The 15218-nt window shown below is 64.4% G+C and carries 12 protein-coding genes; 9 read left to right on the top strand and 3 right to left on the bottom strand.

Going from position 1 to position 15218, the window contains the following annotated elements:
• The first annotated feature begins 64 nt into the window (after positions 1-64).
• The 4 genes from kbl to AABB87_RS05605 all read left to right on the top strand — a co-directional run bounded on the left by kbl (position 65) and on the right by AABB87_RS05605 (position 4698).
• Positions 65-1270, top strand: a complete 1206-nt coding sequence (kbl, locus tag AABB87_RS05590; protein ID WP_341970352.1) for a glycine C-acetyltransferase — start codon at positions 65-67, stop codon at positions 1268-1270.
• Positions 1271-1314: 44 nt separating this feature from the next.
• Positions 1315-2259 (top strand): NAD-dependent epimerase/dehydratase family protein, encoded by a 945-nt coding sequence (locus AABB87_RS05595; protein WP_341970353.1) that lies wholly within the window; start codon positions 1315-1317, stop codon positions 2257-2259.
• Between the two features lie 56 nt (positions 2260-2315).
• The gene (locus AABB87_RS05600) at positions 2316-3314 is read left to right on the top strand and encodes a MipA/OmpV family protein (protein WP_341970354.1); all 999 of its coding nucleotides are present in this window, start codon (positions 2316-2318) and stop codon (positions 3312-3314) included.
• A gap of 82 nt (positions 3315-3396) precedes the next feature.
• Positions 3397-4698: a glycerate kinase type-2 family protein gene (locus AABB87_RS05605; RefSeq protein ID WP_341970355.1), complete on the top strand. Its 1302-nt coding sequence runs from the start codon at positions 3397-3399 to the stop codon at positions 4696-4698.
• Positions 4699-4704: 6 nt separating this feature from the next.
• Here the strand turns inward: AABB87_RS05605 and AABB87_RS05610 are convergent, their stop codons facing one another.
• Together AABB87_RS05610 and AABB87_RS05615 are read right to left on the bottom strand one after the other, a co-directional pair.
• Entirely contained in the window at positions 4705-5505 is an 801-nt protein-coding gene (locus AABB87_RS05610; protein WP_341970356.1) for an alpha/beta fold hydrolase, read from the bottom strand.
• Between the two features lie 27 nt (positions 5506-5532).
• Positions 5533-6837, bottom strand: a complete 1305-nt coding sequence (locus AABB87_RS05615) for an O-acetylhomoserine aminocarboxypropyltransferase (protein ID WP_341970357.1) — start codon at positions 6835-6837, stop codon at positions 5533-5535.
• Between the two features lie 98 nt (positions 6838-6935).
• On the opposite strand from AABB87_RS05615, the gene AABB87_RS05620 reads away from it, so the two are divergent.
• The 5 genes from AABB87_RS05620 (at position 6936) to AABB87_RS05640 (ending at position 14433) form a co-directional block, all read left to right on the top strand.
• Complete coding sequence (locus AABB87_RS05620; RefSeq protein ID WP_341970358.1) at positions 6936-7406, top strand: CBS domain-containing protein; 471 nt, start codon at positions 6936-6938, stop codon at positions 7404-7406.
• Between the two features lie 130 nt (positions 7407-7536).
• Positions 7537-8643: a chorismate synthase gene (aroC, locus tag AABB87_RS05625; RefSeq protein ID WP_341970359.1), complete on the top strand. Its 1107-nt coding sequence runs from the start codon at positions 7537-7539 to the stop codon at positions 8641-8643.
• Complete coding sequence (locus AABB87_RS05630) at positions 8640-9836, top strand: MFS transporter (RefSeq protein ID WP_341970360.1); 1197 nt, start codon at positions 8640-8642, stop codon at positions 9834-9836. The genes aroC and AABB87_RS05630 overlap by 4 nt, the downstream gene beginning before the upstream one ends.
• Before the next feature lie 164 nt (positions 9837-10000).
• Entirely contained in the window at positions 10001-11182 is a 1182-nt protein-coding gene (locus AABB87_RS05635) for an efflux RND transporter periplasmic adaptor subunit (RefSeq protein WP_341970361.1), read from the top strand.
• 11 nt (positions 11183-11193) lie between these two features.
• A complete protein-coding gene (locus AABB87_RS05640) occupies positions 11194-14433 on the top strand; it encodes an efflux RND transporter permease subunit (protein ID WP_341970362.1) in 3240 nt (1079 codons plus the stop codon).
• Between the two features lie 69 nt (positions 14434-14502).
• Here the strand turns inward: AABB87_RS05640 and AABB87_RS05645 are convergent, their stop codons facing one another.
• Positions 14503-15030, bottom strand: coding sequence for an SRPBCC family protein (locus tag AABB87_RS05645; RefSeq protein WP_341970363.1), 528 nt, complete (start codon positions 15028-15030; stop codon positions 14503-14505).
• Positions 15031-15218 lie beyond the last annotated feature (188 nt).

Raw genomic sequence — 15218 nt, forward strand, 5'->3', positions numbered from 1 at the left:
TCGATATATCGAACTGTGTTCAATTTAGTGAATTGTGCATCAAGCGCACAGCGGGAGACAAGCGATGGCCAGCACGCAAGACTTTTATGCCCATATCCAGGCCGAATTGGCCGGCATCCGCGAGGCGGGGCTCTACAAGAGCGAACGCATCATCACCGGCGCGCAAGGCGCGGTGGTGCACACGAATGACGGCCGTGAGGTCATCAATCTCTGCGCCAACAACTACCTGGGCTTGTCCTCGCACCCGCAAGTGATTGAAGCGGCGCATGAGGCCTTGCGCACGCATGGTTACGGCCTGTCTTCGGTGCGCTTCATCTGCGGCACCCAGGATCTGCACAAGACGCTGGAGCAGCGTCTGTCCAAGTTCCTGGGCACCGAGGACACCATCCTCTACGCCGCAGCCTTTGACGCCAACGGCGGCCTGTTCGAACCCTTGCTGGGCGAGCAAGACGCCATCATCAGCGATGAGCTGAACCACGCCTCCATCATCGACGGCATTCGCCTGTGCAAGGCCAAGCGCTTCCGCTACAAGCACAACGATCTGGCCGATCTGCAGGTCCAGCTGGAAGCCGCCAAGGCGGCAGGCGCCCGTCACACCATGGTCTTCACTGACGGTGTGTTCTCGATGGACGGCACCATCGCCCAGCTGGACAAGATCCGCGCCCTGTGCGACCAATACGGCGCGTTGTTGGGCATTGATGAATGCCACGCCAGCGGTTTTCTGGGCAAAACCGGCCGCGGCACGCATGAATACCGTGGTGTGTTTGGCAAGATCGACATCATCACCGGCACCCTGGGCAAGGCCTTGGGCGGCGCCTCGGGCGGCTTCACCTCCGGCCGCAAGGAAGTGATTGAGTTGCTGCGCCAGCGCTCGCGTCCCTATCTGTTCAGCAACACGGTGGCGCCTAGCATTGTGGGCGCGTCGATCGCGGTGCTGGACTTGCTGGAAGCCTCCACCGCGCTGCGTGACAAGCTCGAAGCCAATACCGCCTATTTCCGCGCCGCCATCCAGGCCGCCGGCTTTGAGATCAAGCCCGGCACCCACCCCATCGTGCCCATCATGGTCTACGACGCGGTGATGGCACAGCGCTTGAGCGCCCGAATTCTGGAGCTGGGCATTTATGCCGTGGGCTTCTTCTTCCCCGTGGTGCCCAAGGGCCAGGCGCGCATCCGCGTGCAAGTGTCCGCCGGGCATGAGCGTGAGCATCTCGAAAAAGCCGTGGCCGCCTTTACCCAGGCCGGCCGCGAACTGGGCCTGATCAAGGCCTGAGCCTATTTTTCAGCAGTAGCAAGTCAGCAAGCAGTTTTGAAGACATGACCAAGATCCTCATCATCGGTGCCAACGGCCAGATCGGCTCTGAACTGGCCCAAGAACTGGCCCTGCGCCACGGCGACGCCAACATCATCACCAGCGACCTGGCCCCGCAAGGCCGGGTGCCGCAACTGGTGCATGAGATGCTGGACGTCACCGATGCCGCCGCGCTGGCCACCGTGGTCAAGCGCCACGGCATTACGCAGATCTATCACCTAGCGGCCGCCTTATCGGCCACCGGCGAGAAGCATCCGATGTGGGCCTGGGACTTGAACATGAAGGGCTTGCTCAATGTGCTGGAACTGGCTCGGGTGCAAAAGCTGGAGCGCATTTTCTGGCCCAGTTCCATCGCTGCCTTCGGCCCCTCGACGCCCACCCATGACACACCGCAAACCTGCGTGATGGACCCGACCACGGTCTACGGCATCTCCAAGCTGGCGGGTGAGCGCTGGTGCGCTTGGTACCACGCCAACCACGGTGTGGATGTGCGCAGCCTGCGCTACCCCGGCCTGATCAGCTACAAGACCCCGCCCGGCGGCGGCACCACCGACTACGCGGTGGACATCTTCCACCATGCCCTCAAGACCGGCAGCTACAGCTGCTTCCTGGAGCAGGGTCAGGGCTTGCCGATGATGTATATGCCCGACGCTCTGCGCGCCACCATCGAGCTGATGGAAGCGCCGGCGGAGGCGATCAAGCAGCGCGGCTCGTACAACCTGGCCGGCGTGAGTTTCACGCCAGCGCAGATGGCCGCCGCGATCCGCGAGCACCTGCCCACCTTCGAGATCAGCTACGCGCCCGATTTCCGCCAAGCCATTGCCGCCAGCTGGCCGCAGCGCATCGACGACAGCGAGGCCAGCAAGGATTGGGGCTGGCAGCTCAAGTACGACTTGCGCGCCATCGTGGCCGATATGCTCAAGGAACTGGCCGCACTGTCCCGGGGCTGATCCGCTTTTATTGGGCGGAATGGTTTCTGGCGCCAAAGCCAGCTAAGCTGGGGCGCATGGCTCACCTCAATCTGCCGCTGGTTTGGCTTCTTGGCTTGGCTGCGATTCAGCCCAGCCTGGCGCTGGGGCAAGCCCTGACCCCGGCTGATGCAGCGGCCAGCGCCGCCTGGCCCGCGGCGGGTGGGGCAAATGCCGACGCTGCGGCCAGTGCGGCGACCACGCCCGACCAGACAAAGGCCCAAGCGCCTGGCTCTGCTCCTTCCGCTGCGTCTGTGGAAGCCTCTGCAGATGAGCCTTCTTGGTTCACCATGCCGGGTGATGACTTTCATTACCTGATCGGTGCCAGTGCCAGCTACAACCCCGAGTACGCGGGCGCCCGGCACATGTCGGCAGGCTTGAAGCCCATGTGGGCCGCAAGTTGGGGCAAGTGGCGTTTGTCCAGCTCCGGCGGCGCGGGCTTGATGGGCTTCGGGCTTGAATCCATCGGCCCAGGCTCGGGCGCCAGCCGAGATTTGCTGCGCAGCGAGAAGCTGCGTCTGGGCCTGAGCTTGCGCTTGGACAATGGCCGCGACAGCCAGGCGGCCGCTTACACCGAGGGCCTGCCCGATGTGCCGCGCACCGTGCGCCTGCGCTTTTACGCGAGCTATGTGCTGACACCCGAGTGGCAGCTGGCCGCCGCCTGGAGCCAGGATGCCCTGGGTCGCCAGGGCGGCGCCAACTTCGATGTGAATCTGGCCCGCCGCTTGTTCCGCTCCAGCAGCAGCGAGCTGATGGCCGGACTGAGCCTAAGTGCCAGCGATAGCCGCTATATGCGCAGCTACTTCGGCGTGCCGCCCGATAGCCCCGCCGCGAAACGCCTGGGTCAAAGCTTTGAGCCCGGAGCGGGGCTCAATGAGCTGGGGCTGAGCCTGTCATACATTCGCGCGCTGACGCCGCGTTGGATGTTCAATGCCAACGCCGGTGCGATGAGTTTGTTGGGTCCCGCGGCGGCAAGCCCGCTGACCGAGCGGCGCTACGGCTATAGCCTCAATATGGGGATAGGCTATCGGAACTGAGTCTTCTTGCATGGGCTGGGTTGCCGTCCCTTTGTGAGTACGCTCGCTTTCATCGTCCCGATTGAACTCATTGATTGCCACCATGACCCAGCACGCCCCCAGCCAAGCGCTCGACGAGCGCGAACTTCTGCTCCAGTTGTTTCAAGCCGCTGTCACTGCCGTCGATCCCTTGCATGTGGTCGGCCCAGCTTTGCCAGCGCGCCCGCAGCAGGGGCGGGTAATTGTGCTGGGCGCCGGCAAGGCGGCGGCGCGCATGGCGCTGGCGGTGGAGCAAGCTTGGCCTGCGCAGGCTCCCGGCGCGGAAGTGTCTGGCCTGGTGGTGACGCGCTACGGCCATGGCGAGGTGACCGAGCGCATCCAGGTCTTGCAGGCAGGTCATCCGCACAGCGACTCTGCCAGCGCCGATGCGGCCCTGCAGATGCTGGCCCTGGCGGGCAGTGCGCAGGCCGAGGACCTGGTCATCGCATTGATTTCCGGCGGCGGTTCAGCTTTGTTGAGCTTGCCGGCGGAGGGTGTGAGTGCTGCGGACAAACGCCAGGTCTGTGCCGAGCTGCTGAAAAGCGGCGCGCCCATCAGCGAGATCAACTGCGTGCGCAGCCAGCTTTCGGCCATCAAGGGCGGCAAGTTGGCCGAGGCCTGCTGCCCGGCGCGGCTGCTGACCCTGGTGATCTCTGATGTGCCGGGCGATGACCCGGCCGTCGTGGCCTCCGGCCCCACCTTGCCCAGCCACAGCACACCGGCCCTGGCGCTGGAGGTTTTGCAGCGGCATCGTATCGAGATGCCCGACTCGGTTCGGCTGCACCTGCTGCGCAGCCAGGACCTGAGCCCTGCGCAGGCCAAGCCCGTGGCGGGCCCGCGCGAGGTCAAGGTGCTGGCCACGGCGCAGATGAGTTTGGATTCCGCCGCTGCCGTGGCGCGTCAGCATGGCTTGCTGCCGCTGATTCTGGGCGGCAGCCTGGAGGGCGAGTCGCGCGATGTGGCGGCTGTCCACGCCGGCATTGCCCGCCAGATCCGCCAGTTCCAGCAGCCAGTGGCGGCGCCTTGCGTGATTCTCAGCGGCGGTGAAACGACGGTGACGGTGCGCGGCAACGGCCGCGGTGGGCGCAATGCCGAGTTCTTGCTGGCTTTGGCGCTGAGCGGCGCCGATGTGCCCGAGCTGCATGCGCTGGCTTGCGACACCGACGGCATCGACGGCGTGGAAGACAATGCCGGCGCGCTGCTGAACCCCGCCAGCTTGGCGCGCGCGGCGGACTTGGGCCTATCCGCCGCCGACCATTTGCAGCGCAACGACGCTTATCACTTCTTCAAGGCCTTGGACGATCTGGTCGTGACCGGCCCGACGCGCACCAACGTCAACGACTTCCGCGCCATCCTCTTGCGCTGAAGTGCCCTAGGCCAGGGCCACGCGCAGCGCAGCCAGCAATGCATCGGGCGCCTCGGCCATCAACGAGTGGCCGCAGGGCAGGCGGCTCACCTTGGCCTTGAGGGCTTCGGCCAAAACCTGGCTTTGCTTGGGCGCCGTCATCTGGTCGCGCTCACCGAGGATGAAGCTGACGGGGCATTGCACCTTGGCCGCGGCCTCCAGGCCACCCGCGTAGGCGTCGCACAAGCGGAAGTCGTGTTCGAACAGATTCACACCGGTCTGCTTGCCCTGGATGCGGCGCTTGAGCGCGATCTCACCGCCTTGTAACCAGCTGCCCGGGCCGGGATAGGACGGCTTGGCGGCCCAGCTGGCAAATGAAAAGGCGTTGACCATTTGAATGGCGCGATCGGGCGTGTCGCGGGCGGTGTTCAGCAGGGCTTCCGACACCTTCATCGGGTAGGCCGTGCCCAACATGGACAGCTGGCTGCAGCGCTCGGGCGCTTGGGCGGCGGCTTCGAGTGCGATCAGCGAGCCCATGCTGTGCCCCACCAGGGCTGCTTGGCTCAGTCCTGCTGCGTCCAGCAACTGCCAGACCCACGCGCCCAGGGCGGGGATATCGTTCAGCACCGCGCCCTCGCTGCGCCCATGGCCGGGCAGGTCCACCGCCAGCACGCTGTAGCCGTGATGGGCGAACCAGCGCGCCAGCAGCGTCCACACGCTGTGGTCGTTCAAAGCGCCGTGGATGAAGACGACGCAGGGCAGGCTGGGGTCCAAGGGCTTACCGCCCGTGTAGGCATAGGCTTGATTGCCGTTAACGCTCAATTTCATCGTGCTGTTCTCGATTCACTGGCTTTGTTACTTCGAGGCGAGCTTGAGGGCTCGCTTCAAATCGTCAATCAAGTCGTCGGCATCTTCCAGGCCGATCGACAGGCGAATGGTGCCGGGCGTGATGCCGGCTTGCGCTAGCGCCACATCGTCCATGCGGAAATGCGTGGTGGACGCCGGGTGGATGACCAGCGAGCGGCAGTCGCCCACATTGGCCAGGTGGGAAAAAATCTTCAGCGCTTCGATGAAGGTTTTGCCCTGCGCCCGGGTGCCTTTCAAATCAAAGCTGAACACCGAGCCGCAGCCGCGCGGCAGCAACTGCTGGGCCAGCGCGTAGTCGGGGTGGCTGCTCAGGCCGGGGTAGCCCACACGGGCGACGCCAAGTTGGCCGGCCAAAAACTCGGCCACCTTCTGCGCGTTCTGCACATGGCGCTGCATGCGCAGGGACAGGGTCTCTATGCCTTGCAGAATCAGCCAAGCGGTATGCGGGCTCATGCAAGCGCCGAAGTCGCGCAAGCCCTCGCGGCGGGCGCGCAGCAAGAAGGCGCCCACCGTGCTTTCCTCGGTGAACACCATGCCGTGGAATCCAGCATAGGGCTCGCACAGTTCGGGGAAGAGGCCGTGGCGGGCATGCGCCGCCTCCCAATCAAAGTTGCCGCTGTCCACCAGCACGCCGCCCACCACGGTGCCATGGCCGCTGAGGAATTTGGTGGCCGAGTGGTAGACCAGGTCGGCGCCATGCTCGAAGGGGCGCTGCAGATAAGGCGTGGTCAAGGTGGCATCCACCAGCAAGGGCAGGCCGGCGGCGTGGGCGATGTCGGCAATGCGCGGGATGTCCAGCACGTCCAGGCCAGGGTTGCCCAAGGTCTCACCGAACAGCAGCTTGGTGTTGGGTCGAATCGCGGCCTTCCAGCCATCGATATCGCCGGGGCGCACAAAGCTGGTGGCGATGCCGAAGCGGCTCAGGGTGTAGTGCAGCAAATTGTGCGAGCCACCGTAAAGCGCGCTGCTGGCGACGATGTGGGAGCCGGCCCCCGCCAGCGTGGCGATGGCCAGGTGCAAGGCCGCCTGGCCGCTGCTGGTGGCAATGGCGCCAACGCCGCCTTCCAGGGCCGCAACGCGTTCTTCGAACACTGCGGTGGTGGGGTTGGAGATGCGGCTGTAGACGTGACCGGCGCGCTCCAAGTTGAATAGCGAGGCGGCGTGCTCGGCGCTGTCGAAGACGAAAGAGGTCGTCAGGTGCAAGGGCGTGGCGCGTGCGCCCGTTGTCGGATCGGGGGCAGCCCCGGCGTGTAGCGCCAAGGTGTCAAAAGCGGGGTCCGCATAGCCGGCCATGGTGTCTCCATCCTGTTTGATGCGCAGATTGTGTGCTATGTTTCTCACCAGTATTTGACTTGCAGGGCTGAGGCCCGATTCAGAGGAGTAAACAAGCCATGAAAGTCGTCGACATCCTGCGCGTCAAAGGCGGCACGCTGTTCACCGTGACCCCCGATGAGAGCCTGGCCCAGGCCGTGGCCACCATGTCCGAACGTGACATCGGCTCGCTGGTGGTGATGGAGCATGGCGATCTGGTCGGCATGCTGACCTTCCGCGAAGTGATTGCCGCGATCGCCCGCAGCGGTGGCTCGGTCGGAACCAGCCTGGTGCGCAGCGTGATGGACGACCACCCGCTGACCTGCACGCCCGAAACCGAAATCGACGAAGTGCGCCGCATGATGCTGGGCCGCCACGCCCGCTATATGCCGGTGCTGAACGGCCGCACCTTGATGGGCGTCATTTCTTTCTACGACGTGGCCAAGGCCGTGGTGGACGGCCAAGATTTTGAGAACCGCATGCTCAAGGCCTATATCCGCGACTGGCCGGTGGAAGATGCCCCCGAAACGGCGGGCGAATCCAAGCTGTGAGGTTCGGTAATTGACCTGAAACAGCCTGAATTGGCCTGAATTGGATAGACGCAAAAGCGGCCCGCGAGGGCCGTTTTTTTATGCCCCGATAGAATGAATCCTTGAGTCTCAGCAGGCAAATAGGTTCCCCATGTCAGGCAGCACTTTCGGCGAGTTGTTTCGTGTCACCAATTTCGGCGAAAGCCATGGCCCGGCCATCGGCTGTGTGATCGACGGTTGCCCTCCCGGCTTGGCCTTGAGCGAGGCCGATATCCAGCCCGAACTTGACCGCCGCCGCCCCGGCACCTCGCGCCACGTCACCCAGCGCAACGAGCCCGATGCGGTGGAAATTCTGTCCGGCGTCTATGAAGGCATGACCACCGGCACGCCGATCTGCTTGCTGATCAAGAACACCGATCAGCGCAGCAAGGACTACGGCAATATCCTCGACACCTTCCGCCCCGGCCATGCCGACTACAGCTACTGGCGCAAATATGGCCTGCGCGACCCGCGCGGTGGTGGCCGCAGCTCGGCGCGGCTGACTGCACCGATGGTGGGTGCCGGCGCGGTGGCGCGCAAATGGCTGAAGCAGCAGCATGGCGTGGAGTTCCGCGGCTGCATGACTCAGCTGGGCGAGATTGAGATCCCCTTCGAGGGCTGGGAGCATGTGGGCAACAACCCCTTCTTCGCCGCCAACGCCAGCAAGGTTGCCGAGCTGGAAAGCTATATGGACGCGCTGCGCAAGAGCGGCGATTCCGTTGGCGCGCGCATCCGCGTCGAAGCCACCGGCGTGCCGGTGGGCCTGGGCGAGCCGCTGTTTGACAAGCTCGACGCCGATATTGCCTACGCGTTGATGGGCATCAACGCCGTCAAGGGCGTGGAGATCGGCGAGGGCTTTGGCGTCGTAGCCCAGCGCGGCAGCGCCCACGGCGACGAGCTGACCCCGCTGGGATTTGCCAGCAATAACTCGGGCGGCGTGCTGGGCGGTATCTCCACCGGCCAGGACATCGTGGCTTCGATTGCCATCAAGCCGACCAGCTCCATCCGCACGCCCAAGGCCTCCATCAACCGCGCCGGTGAGCCGGCCATGGTCGAGACCTTTGGCCGCCATGACCCCTGCGTCGGCATTCGCGCCACGCCCATTGCCGAGGCCATGCTGGCCCTGGTGCTGATGGACCATGTGCTGCGCCACCGTGCCCAGTGCGGTGATGTGCAGTTGCCCATCGAGGCGATTGCCGCGCTGGCACCCAAGGCTTGAGCCAGCCCCTGGCGCCGTCTGAGCGCACGCTGCGCGCCTGCGCAGCCCTGTCTTTCGCTTACTTCGCGGCCATCGGCGGCTTCAATCCTTTTGCACCGCTTTGGTACAAGGAGCTGGGCCTGCCGGTGTTTGCCATCGGCGTGCTCGTGTCCTTGCAGAGCTGGACCCGGCTGTTTGCGCCTTATGCCTGGGGCGCGCTGGCAGATCGCAGCGGCAAGCGCGTAGCCATCATCCGCTGGGCGGCCTTGGCCAGCTTTGTGGCGGCACTGGGCTTTGTGCTGCTGCCGCCGCATTTCGCCAGCCTGAGCGTGGCCATCTTCCTGATGTTCAGCTTCAACGCCGCCATCGTGCCTTTGAGCGAGACGGTGGTGGCCGCGCAGCTGAGCGATGGCCAGGGCGGCATGGATGCGCGCCGCTATGGCCGCGTGCGGGTGTGGGGCTCGGTGGGCTTTTTGCTGACCGTGGTGCTGGCGGGCTGGCTCTTCCAGGTCTACGGCATGCAGGTGTTTGGTGCCGTGACCTTGGTCCTGCTCGGCGTGGTGGTGCTGATGGCTTGGCGCATGCCCGAGCAGGCCGCCACGCCGCACGCGCATTCGGAAGTCGCCGCCGATCTGCCCATTCGCCAGGTGCTGGCGCAGCCGCGGGTGGCCTGGTTCTTCGCCGGCGTGTTCCTGACGGTGCTGGCGCATTCGGCGCTGTATGCCTTTTTCAGCCTCTATCTTGACTCCCTGGCCTATGGCAAGCAGACGGTGGGCTTGCTCTGGGCCGTGTCGGTGCTGGTGGAGATTGCCTGGTTCGCCCTGCAGGGCCGCATGCTGGAGCGCGGCACCTTGCACCACTGGTTGATTGGCGCGGCCTTGCTGACTGCCTTGCGCTTTGCCCTGACCGCCGGCTTTGGTGGCAGCTTGACGGTTTTGCTGCTGGCGCAATGCACCCATGCGATAACCTTCGCGGCTCAGCACACGGCCTGCATCGGGCTGGTGTCGCGCTATTTTCCGGGGCGCCTGCGCGGGCGCGGCCAGGCCCTGTATTCGGTGCTGGGCTATGGCTTTTCTGGCGTGCTGGGCGGCGTCGGTGGTGCCTGGCTGATCGCCCATCAAGGTTATGCGGCCGTGTTCTGGGCCGCAAGTGCGGCGGCCTTGGGCGGCGCCTGGTGCTGTTGGCGTAGCTTGAAGCTCGACGCTGCTTCCTGATTGATCCCGAGCCGGCGCAGATCATCCCCGGCTTTCAGCAGTTCATCGCAGTGGCCCTGGCAATGCCAAGGCCCGTCCCTACACTCCGGCCCATTCAGACTGCGCTGGCTGCCCGATAGATCAATCGTTTCGGTGGGCCGGTGCCAATTGCACAGGGGACGGACATGACAAGTATTCGCTTGGGATCAAAGCGCAAGGTGTGGATCGTGGGGGCATCACTGGCTGCCGTGTTGGCAGCGGGCTCTGGCCTGGCGGTCTACGCCAGCAAAGGCGGGGAGGCCAAGTCCAAGGCACCAGCCGACAAGCAGGGTGCCGTGGCGGTGCTGGAGTTCACGCCCGCCGAGGTCACGCAGCCCGGCCGCTTCAGCATGCCCGGCATGATTGAGTTCTCCGGCCCGTTGGTGGCGCCTGGCACGGTGATCGTGCGAGCCAAGGCCGGCGGCAGCCTGCTGAATCTGGCCGTGGCCGAAGGCAGTCGGGTCAAGGCCGGCCAGACCCTGGGCCTGATCGACCTAGAAGAGCTGCGCTTGCGCATTGCCGAGCGCAGCGCGGCGGTGGAGTCGGCCAAGGCCCAGCTGGATCAGGCCGAACGTCATTTCAAGGCCAGCCAAGGCTTGGCGGCGCAGAACTTCATTGCCTCCACCGCGCTGGACACCTCGCGTGCCGCGCAGGAAGCCGCCAAGGCGCAAGTACTGTCGGCCAAAGCCCAGCTCGATACCGCGCAGTCGCTGTACAAGCAAGCGGCGTTGGTGGCGCCCATCAGCGGCATCGTGGCCAAGCGCTACGCGGTTGCGGGTGAGAAGCTGGCGGCTGAGCAGCAAGTGCTCAGCATCGTTGATTTGAGCAAGCTGGAGCTGGCCGGCTTGGTGGGCACGCATGAGGTCAGCCGCCTCAAGCCCGGCATGGCGGTGCAAGTCAAGGTGGAAGGGGTGGAGCAAACGGTGGAGGCGCGCATCAGCCGCATCGCCCCGGCGGCAGAAGCCGGTACCCGCTCGATCGGCGTGACGCTGGAACTGGCCAACCCGGGCGAAACCCTGCGCGCTGGCCAATACGCCATGGCCCGTGTGGCCCTGCCGGACGACACGCAACGCCTGACCCTGCCCGAAACCGCGCTGAGCAGCAGCGGCGGCCAGGATCAGGTCTGGATGATCGAGGGCGGCAGCTTGGTGCGCCGCATTGTCACTACCGGTAGGCGCGATACCCGCGAGGGTCGTGTCGAGGTGCTGCAAGGCCTGGACGCCAAGGCTCAGGTGCTGGCAACGCGCTTTGACAACCTCAAAGAGGGTGCCAAGGTGGCCGTGGTGGCCAGCAAGACCAAGGTGGCCAGCTCGGCCGCCGTTCGCTAAGGGGCGCCGCCATGTGGATGACCCGCATCTCGATTCAAAACCCGGTCTTCGCCACCATGGTGATGGTGGCCTTGTGTGTGCTGGGCCTGTTTTCCTACGCCAAGCTGGGCGTGGAAAACATGCCGGACATTTCCATCCCGGTGGCCTCGGTGGATGTGCGCTACCCCGGCGCTTCGCCCGAGGCGGTGGAGCGCGAAGTGGCCAAGCCGCTGGAAGAAGCCCTCAACACCGTGGCCGGCGTCGAACGCGTGATGTCGCGCAGCTATGAAGGCCGCGTGCAAGCGCAGGTGGAATTCGGCCTCAACGCCGATATGAACCGCGCCATGCAGGAGGTGCGTGACCGCGTCGCCGCCGTGCAGTCGGTGTTCCCCAAGGACGTCAAACCGGCAGCCGTCTCACGCGAGCAGATGGACAACGCCCAGCCCGTGGTCGTGCTGGCCTTGATGAGCAAGACTCGCCCGGCCCGCGAACTCTCGATGATGAGTGAGCTGATCGTGGCCAAGCGGCTCTCGCGCGTCGAGGGCGTGGCCCGCGTGGATGTGGGCGGCATGGTCAGCCGCGAGGTGCGCATCGACCTCGACCCGCTGCGCCTGCGCGCTTATGGTGTGACGCCGGCGGAGATCTCCGCGGCACTGAAAGAAGCCAATGCCGATCAGCCGGTGGGCTTGTTGTCCGACCGTAATGCGGATGCGATTTTGCGTGTGGAGGGCCGCGTCAAAGACCCCAAGCAGTTCGCCAATATCGTGGTGGCGCGGCGCGGCAACCTGGTGCTGACCCTGGGCGACCTGGGCCAGTTGGTGGAGCGCGAGCGTGAGCCCGACAGCATTGCCCGCATCAACGGCGCGCAAGCCGTCACCTTCAACGTCTTCAAGCAGCAAGACGCCAATGTGGTGAAGAGCGGCGAGGCCGTCAAGGAGGCGATGGCAGAGCTGAAGAAGACCCTGCCGAGCGATGTGCAGTTGGAACTGATTTACGCCAACTCCGACTTCGTCAAGAGCTCGCTCGACGGCCTGCAGCACACGTTGATTGAAGGCGCGTTGCTGACCGTGGCCATCGTGTTCTTGTTCCTGCACAGCTGGCGCTCCACCATCATCACGGGGCTGACCTTGCCTATCTCGGTGATCTCCAGCTTCATCGCCGTGCATGCTTTTGGCTTCACGCTCAACTTCATGACCATGATGGCCTTGAGCTTGTGCATTGGCTTGTTGATTGACGACGCCATCGTGGTGCGCGAGAACATCGTGCGACATGTGGGCCTGGGCAAGAGCCACCGCCAGGCGGCCTTCGACGGCACCAACGAGATTGGCCTGGCCGTGATGGCCACCACCTTCGCGATTTGCGCCGTGTTCGTGCCCGTGGCCTTTATGGGCGGCATCATCGGCAAGTTCTTCTACCCCTTCGGCATCACGGTGGCGGTGGCGGTATTGGTGAGCTTGTTCGTCAGCTTCACCCTGGACCCGATGCTGTCCTCGATCTGGAAGGATCCACCGAGCGCGCAGCTGCAACGTGTGCCGGTGCTGGGCGCCATGATTCGTGCCACTGACAAAGGCATGGACAAGCTGCACAGCACCTACGAGCGTCTGCTGCGCTGGGCGTTCTCCGGCCGCCGCTACCGTGTCTTCGTGCCGCCGGTCCCTGTGTTTGCGCGTCCTTTTGATGCCCAAGGCCAACGCGATAAATCCTTGCCACGGCGCTTGCGCCTGGCCACGCTGACCCCGCGCGGTGTGGTGTTGTGGGCCGGTGTCATGAGCTTTGTGGTGGCGCTGGGCCTGGTGCCCCTGGTGGGCAGCGAGTTTGCGCCTCAAACCGATCAGGGCTTCACCCAAGTGACGCTGCGCATGCCGGTGGCCTCCAGCCTGGAGCGCTCCAATGCCAAGGTGGCACAGGTGGAAGAGGTGCTGAGCAAGTACCCTGAGATCCGCATGCTCTCCACCGTGGTGGGCAGCACTGGCGAGGGCATGGCCACGGGTCGTAATCAGGCTTCGCTGAATATTGCGCTGACGCCGCGCAAAGAGCGCAAGCGCACGCAAAAGCAGATCGAGGACGCCATCCGCGCCGACATTGCCAAGATCCCCGGCATCGAAACCAGCGTGGGCTTTAACCGCCCGGTCTGGGTCACCATTCTGGGCAGCGACCCGGTGGTGCTGACCCGCGTGGCGCAAGAATTTGCCGAAAAGCTGAAGAAGATTCCTGGCACGGTGGACGTGGACCTGACAGTCAAGCCCGGCCTGCCGGCTTATGCGGTGCGCTTGAAGGACTCCGCCATCCGCGAATTGGGCCTGACCGCGCCGCAGATCGCCGCATCGCTGCGGGCTTACGTCAACGGTGAGGTTGCCACTTACTGGACCACACCGGACGGCAATCAGGTGGAAGTGCTGCTGCGCCTGCCGGTGGAACAACGCCAGCGCATCGAGCAAATGAGCAAGCTGCCGGTGGCCTTCGCCAAAGACGGCTCGCCCATCGCGCTGGACCAGGTGGCCACGATCGAAAGCGTGTTCAACCCCGAGGTGATTCGCCGCCAGAATCTGCAGCGCCGCGAGGCGGTGTTCGCCGGCGTGGAAGGGCGGCCTTCCGGTGATGTGAATGCCGATGTGCAAAAGCTCATCAAGGCCACCGAACTGCCCCCGGGCATCAGCTTCAATGTGGACGGTGCGGGCAAGCAGCAGGCCGAGGCCTTCAACGGCTTGTTGGCGGCCATGGGCCTGGCGGTGATCTTCATCTACATCGTGCTGGCCAGTCAGTTCGGCAGCTTTGTGCAGCCTCTGGCCATCATGGCCTCACTGCCCCTGGCCTTGATCGGCGTGATGCTGGCCTTGCTGCTGTGGAACAGCACGCTCAATGTGTTCTCCATGATCGGCCTGGTGATGTTGATGGGCTTGGTGACCAAGAACGCCATCTTGTTGGTGGACTTTGCCAACCAGGCGCGCAAGGAGGGTGCCAGCATTCCGGACGCCTTGCTGCAAGCCGGCCTGATCCGTATGCGCCCCATCATCATGACCACGGCGGCCATGGTCTTCGGCATGCTGCCCATGGCGATTGCGCTCAACGACGGTGGCGAGATCCAGGCGCCCATGGGCCGAGCCATCATCGGCGGTGTCATCACCTCGACCCTGCTGACCCTGGTGGTTGTGCCGGTGCTGTATTCCTATCTGGTGCGGGAGCGCAAGCCTAAGGCGGCACCAACGCCCGCGCCGGAAACGAATGTGGCGGCGGGTCTTGAGCACGGACTCGTGGCCAAAGGCGCCAAGTAAAGACGGCGCTTAAGTTAAGCTAAGCCAAGCCCTGCGGCCTCCCGACCGCAGGGCTTTTTTCTTGTGGCCTCAGGGCTTCTCAGCCACTTCCTTGATCTGCTTGAGGCCTTTTTCAAAGTCCTTTCCGACCATCGTGTCCATGCTGACAAAGACGCCCATCAGTTTGGTCACGAAATTGGCCGGGCCGTACATGGCCCAAGTCATTTTGGTGGCCTCGCCCTGGCGGCTGAGGGTGTACTCAGCCGTGTTGTGGGCCTCGAAGGGGCTGAAGAAATCGAGCTTGACGACGACTTTGTCGGCGCTGACCGAGAGGATTTCCATGCGGCCCTTGCCGACTTCGTCATTGCCTTTCCAGGCGTAGACCGCGCCGACGCCACTGGCCGGGCCGCTGAAGTCCCGCTGCATGGCGGGGTCCAGATGTTCCCAGGGCGACCAGAGCCCAAATTTTTGGAAGTCGGTCAGCAAGGGCATGAGCTTTTCCGGCGTCGCTTGAATCACGATTTCCCGCTCCACCCGAAAGTCATCGGGCCGGGTGAGGGTGAACACCAGCAGGCCGGCGATCAGTGCCACGAGGGCGAGGCCAATTTTCTTGAGCATTTCGGCGTCCTTTCAAGTCCTGTAGCAGCGGGCATTGGCCACTTGCCTACGATGACCAGTGTGTGAGAAGCCGCATGCTAAGGCTTGGCGCTCGGCCTGGCGGGTCGTTCAGGGCAACTCCCTAGTGGCCTGGCATTCGCGCACGCAAGCAGGAAAGCAGCTTCGGTTTGCTTGGGCGATGAGTTCAG

The organism is Roseateles sp. PN1, from assembly GCF_038419725.1.
Taxonomy (GTDB): Bacteria; Pseudomonadota; Gammaproteobacteria; order Burkholderiales; family Burkholderiaceae_C; genus Paucibacter_A.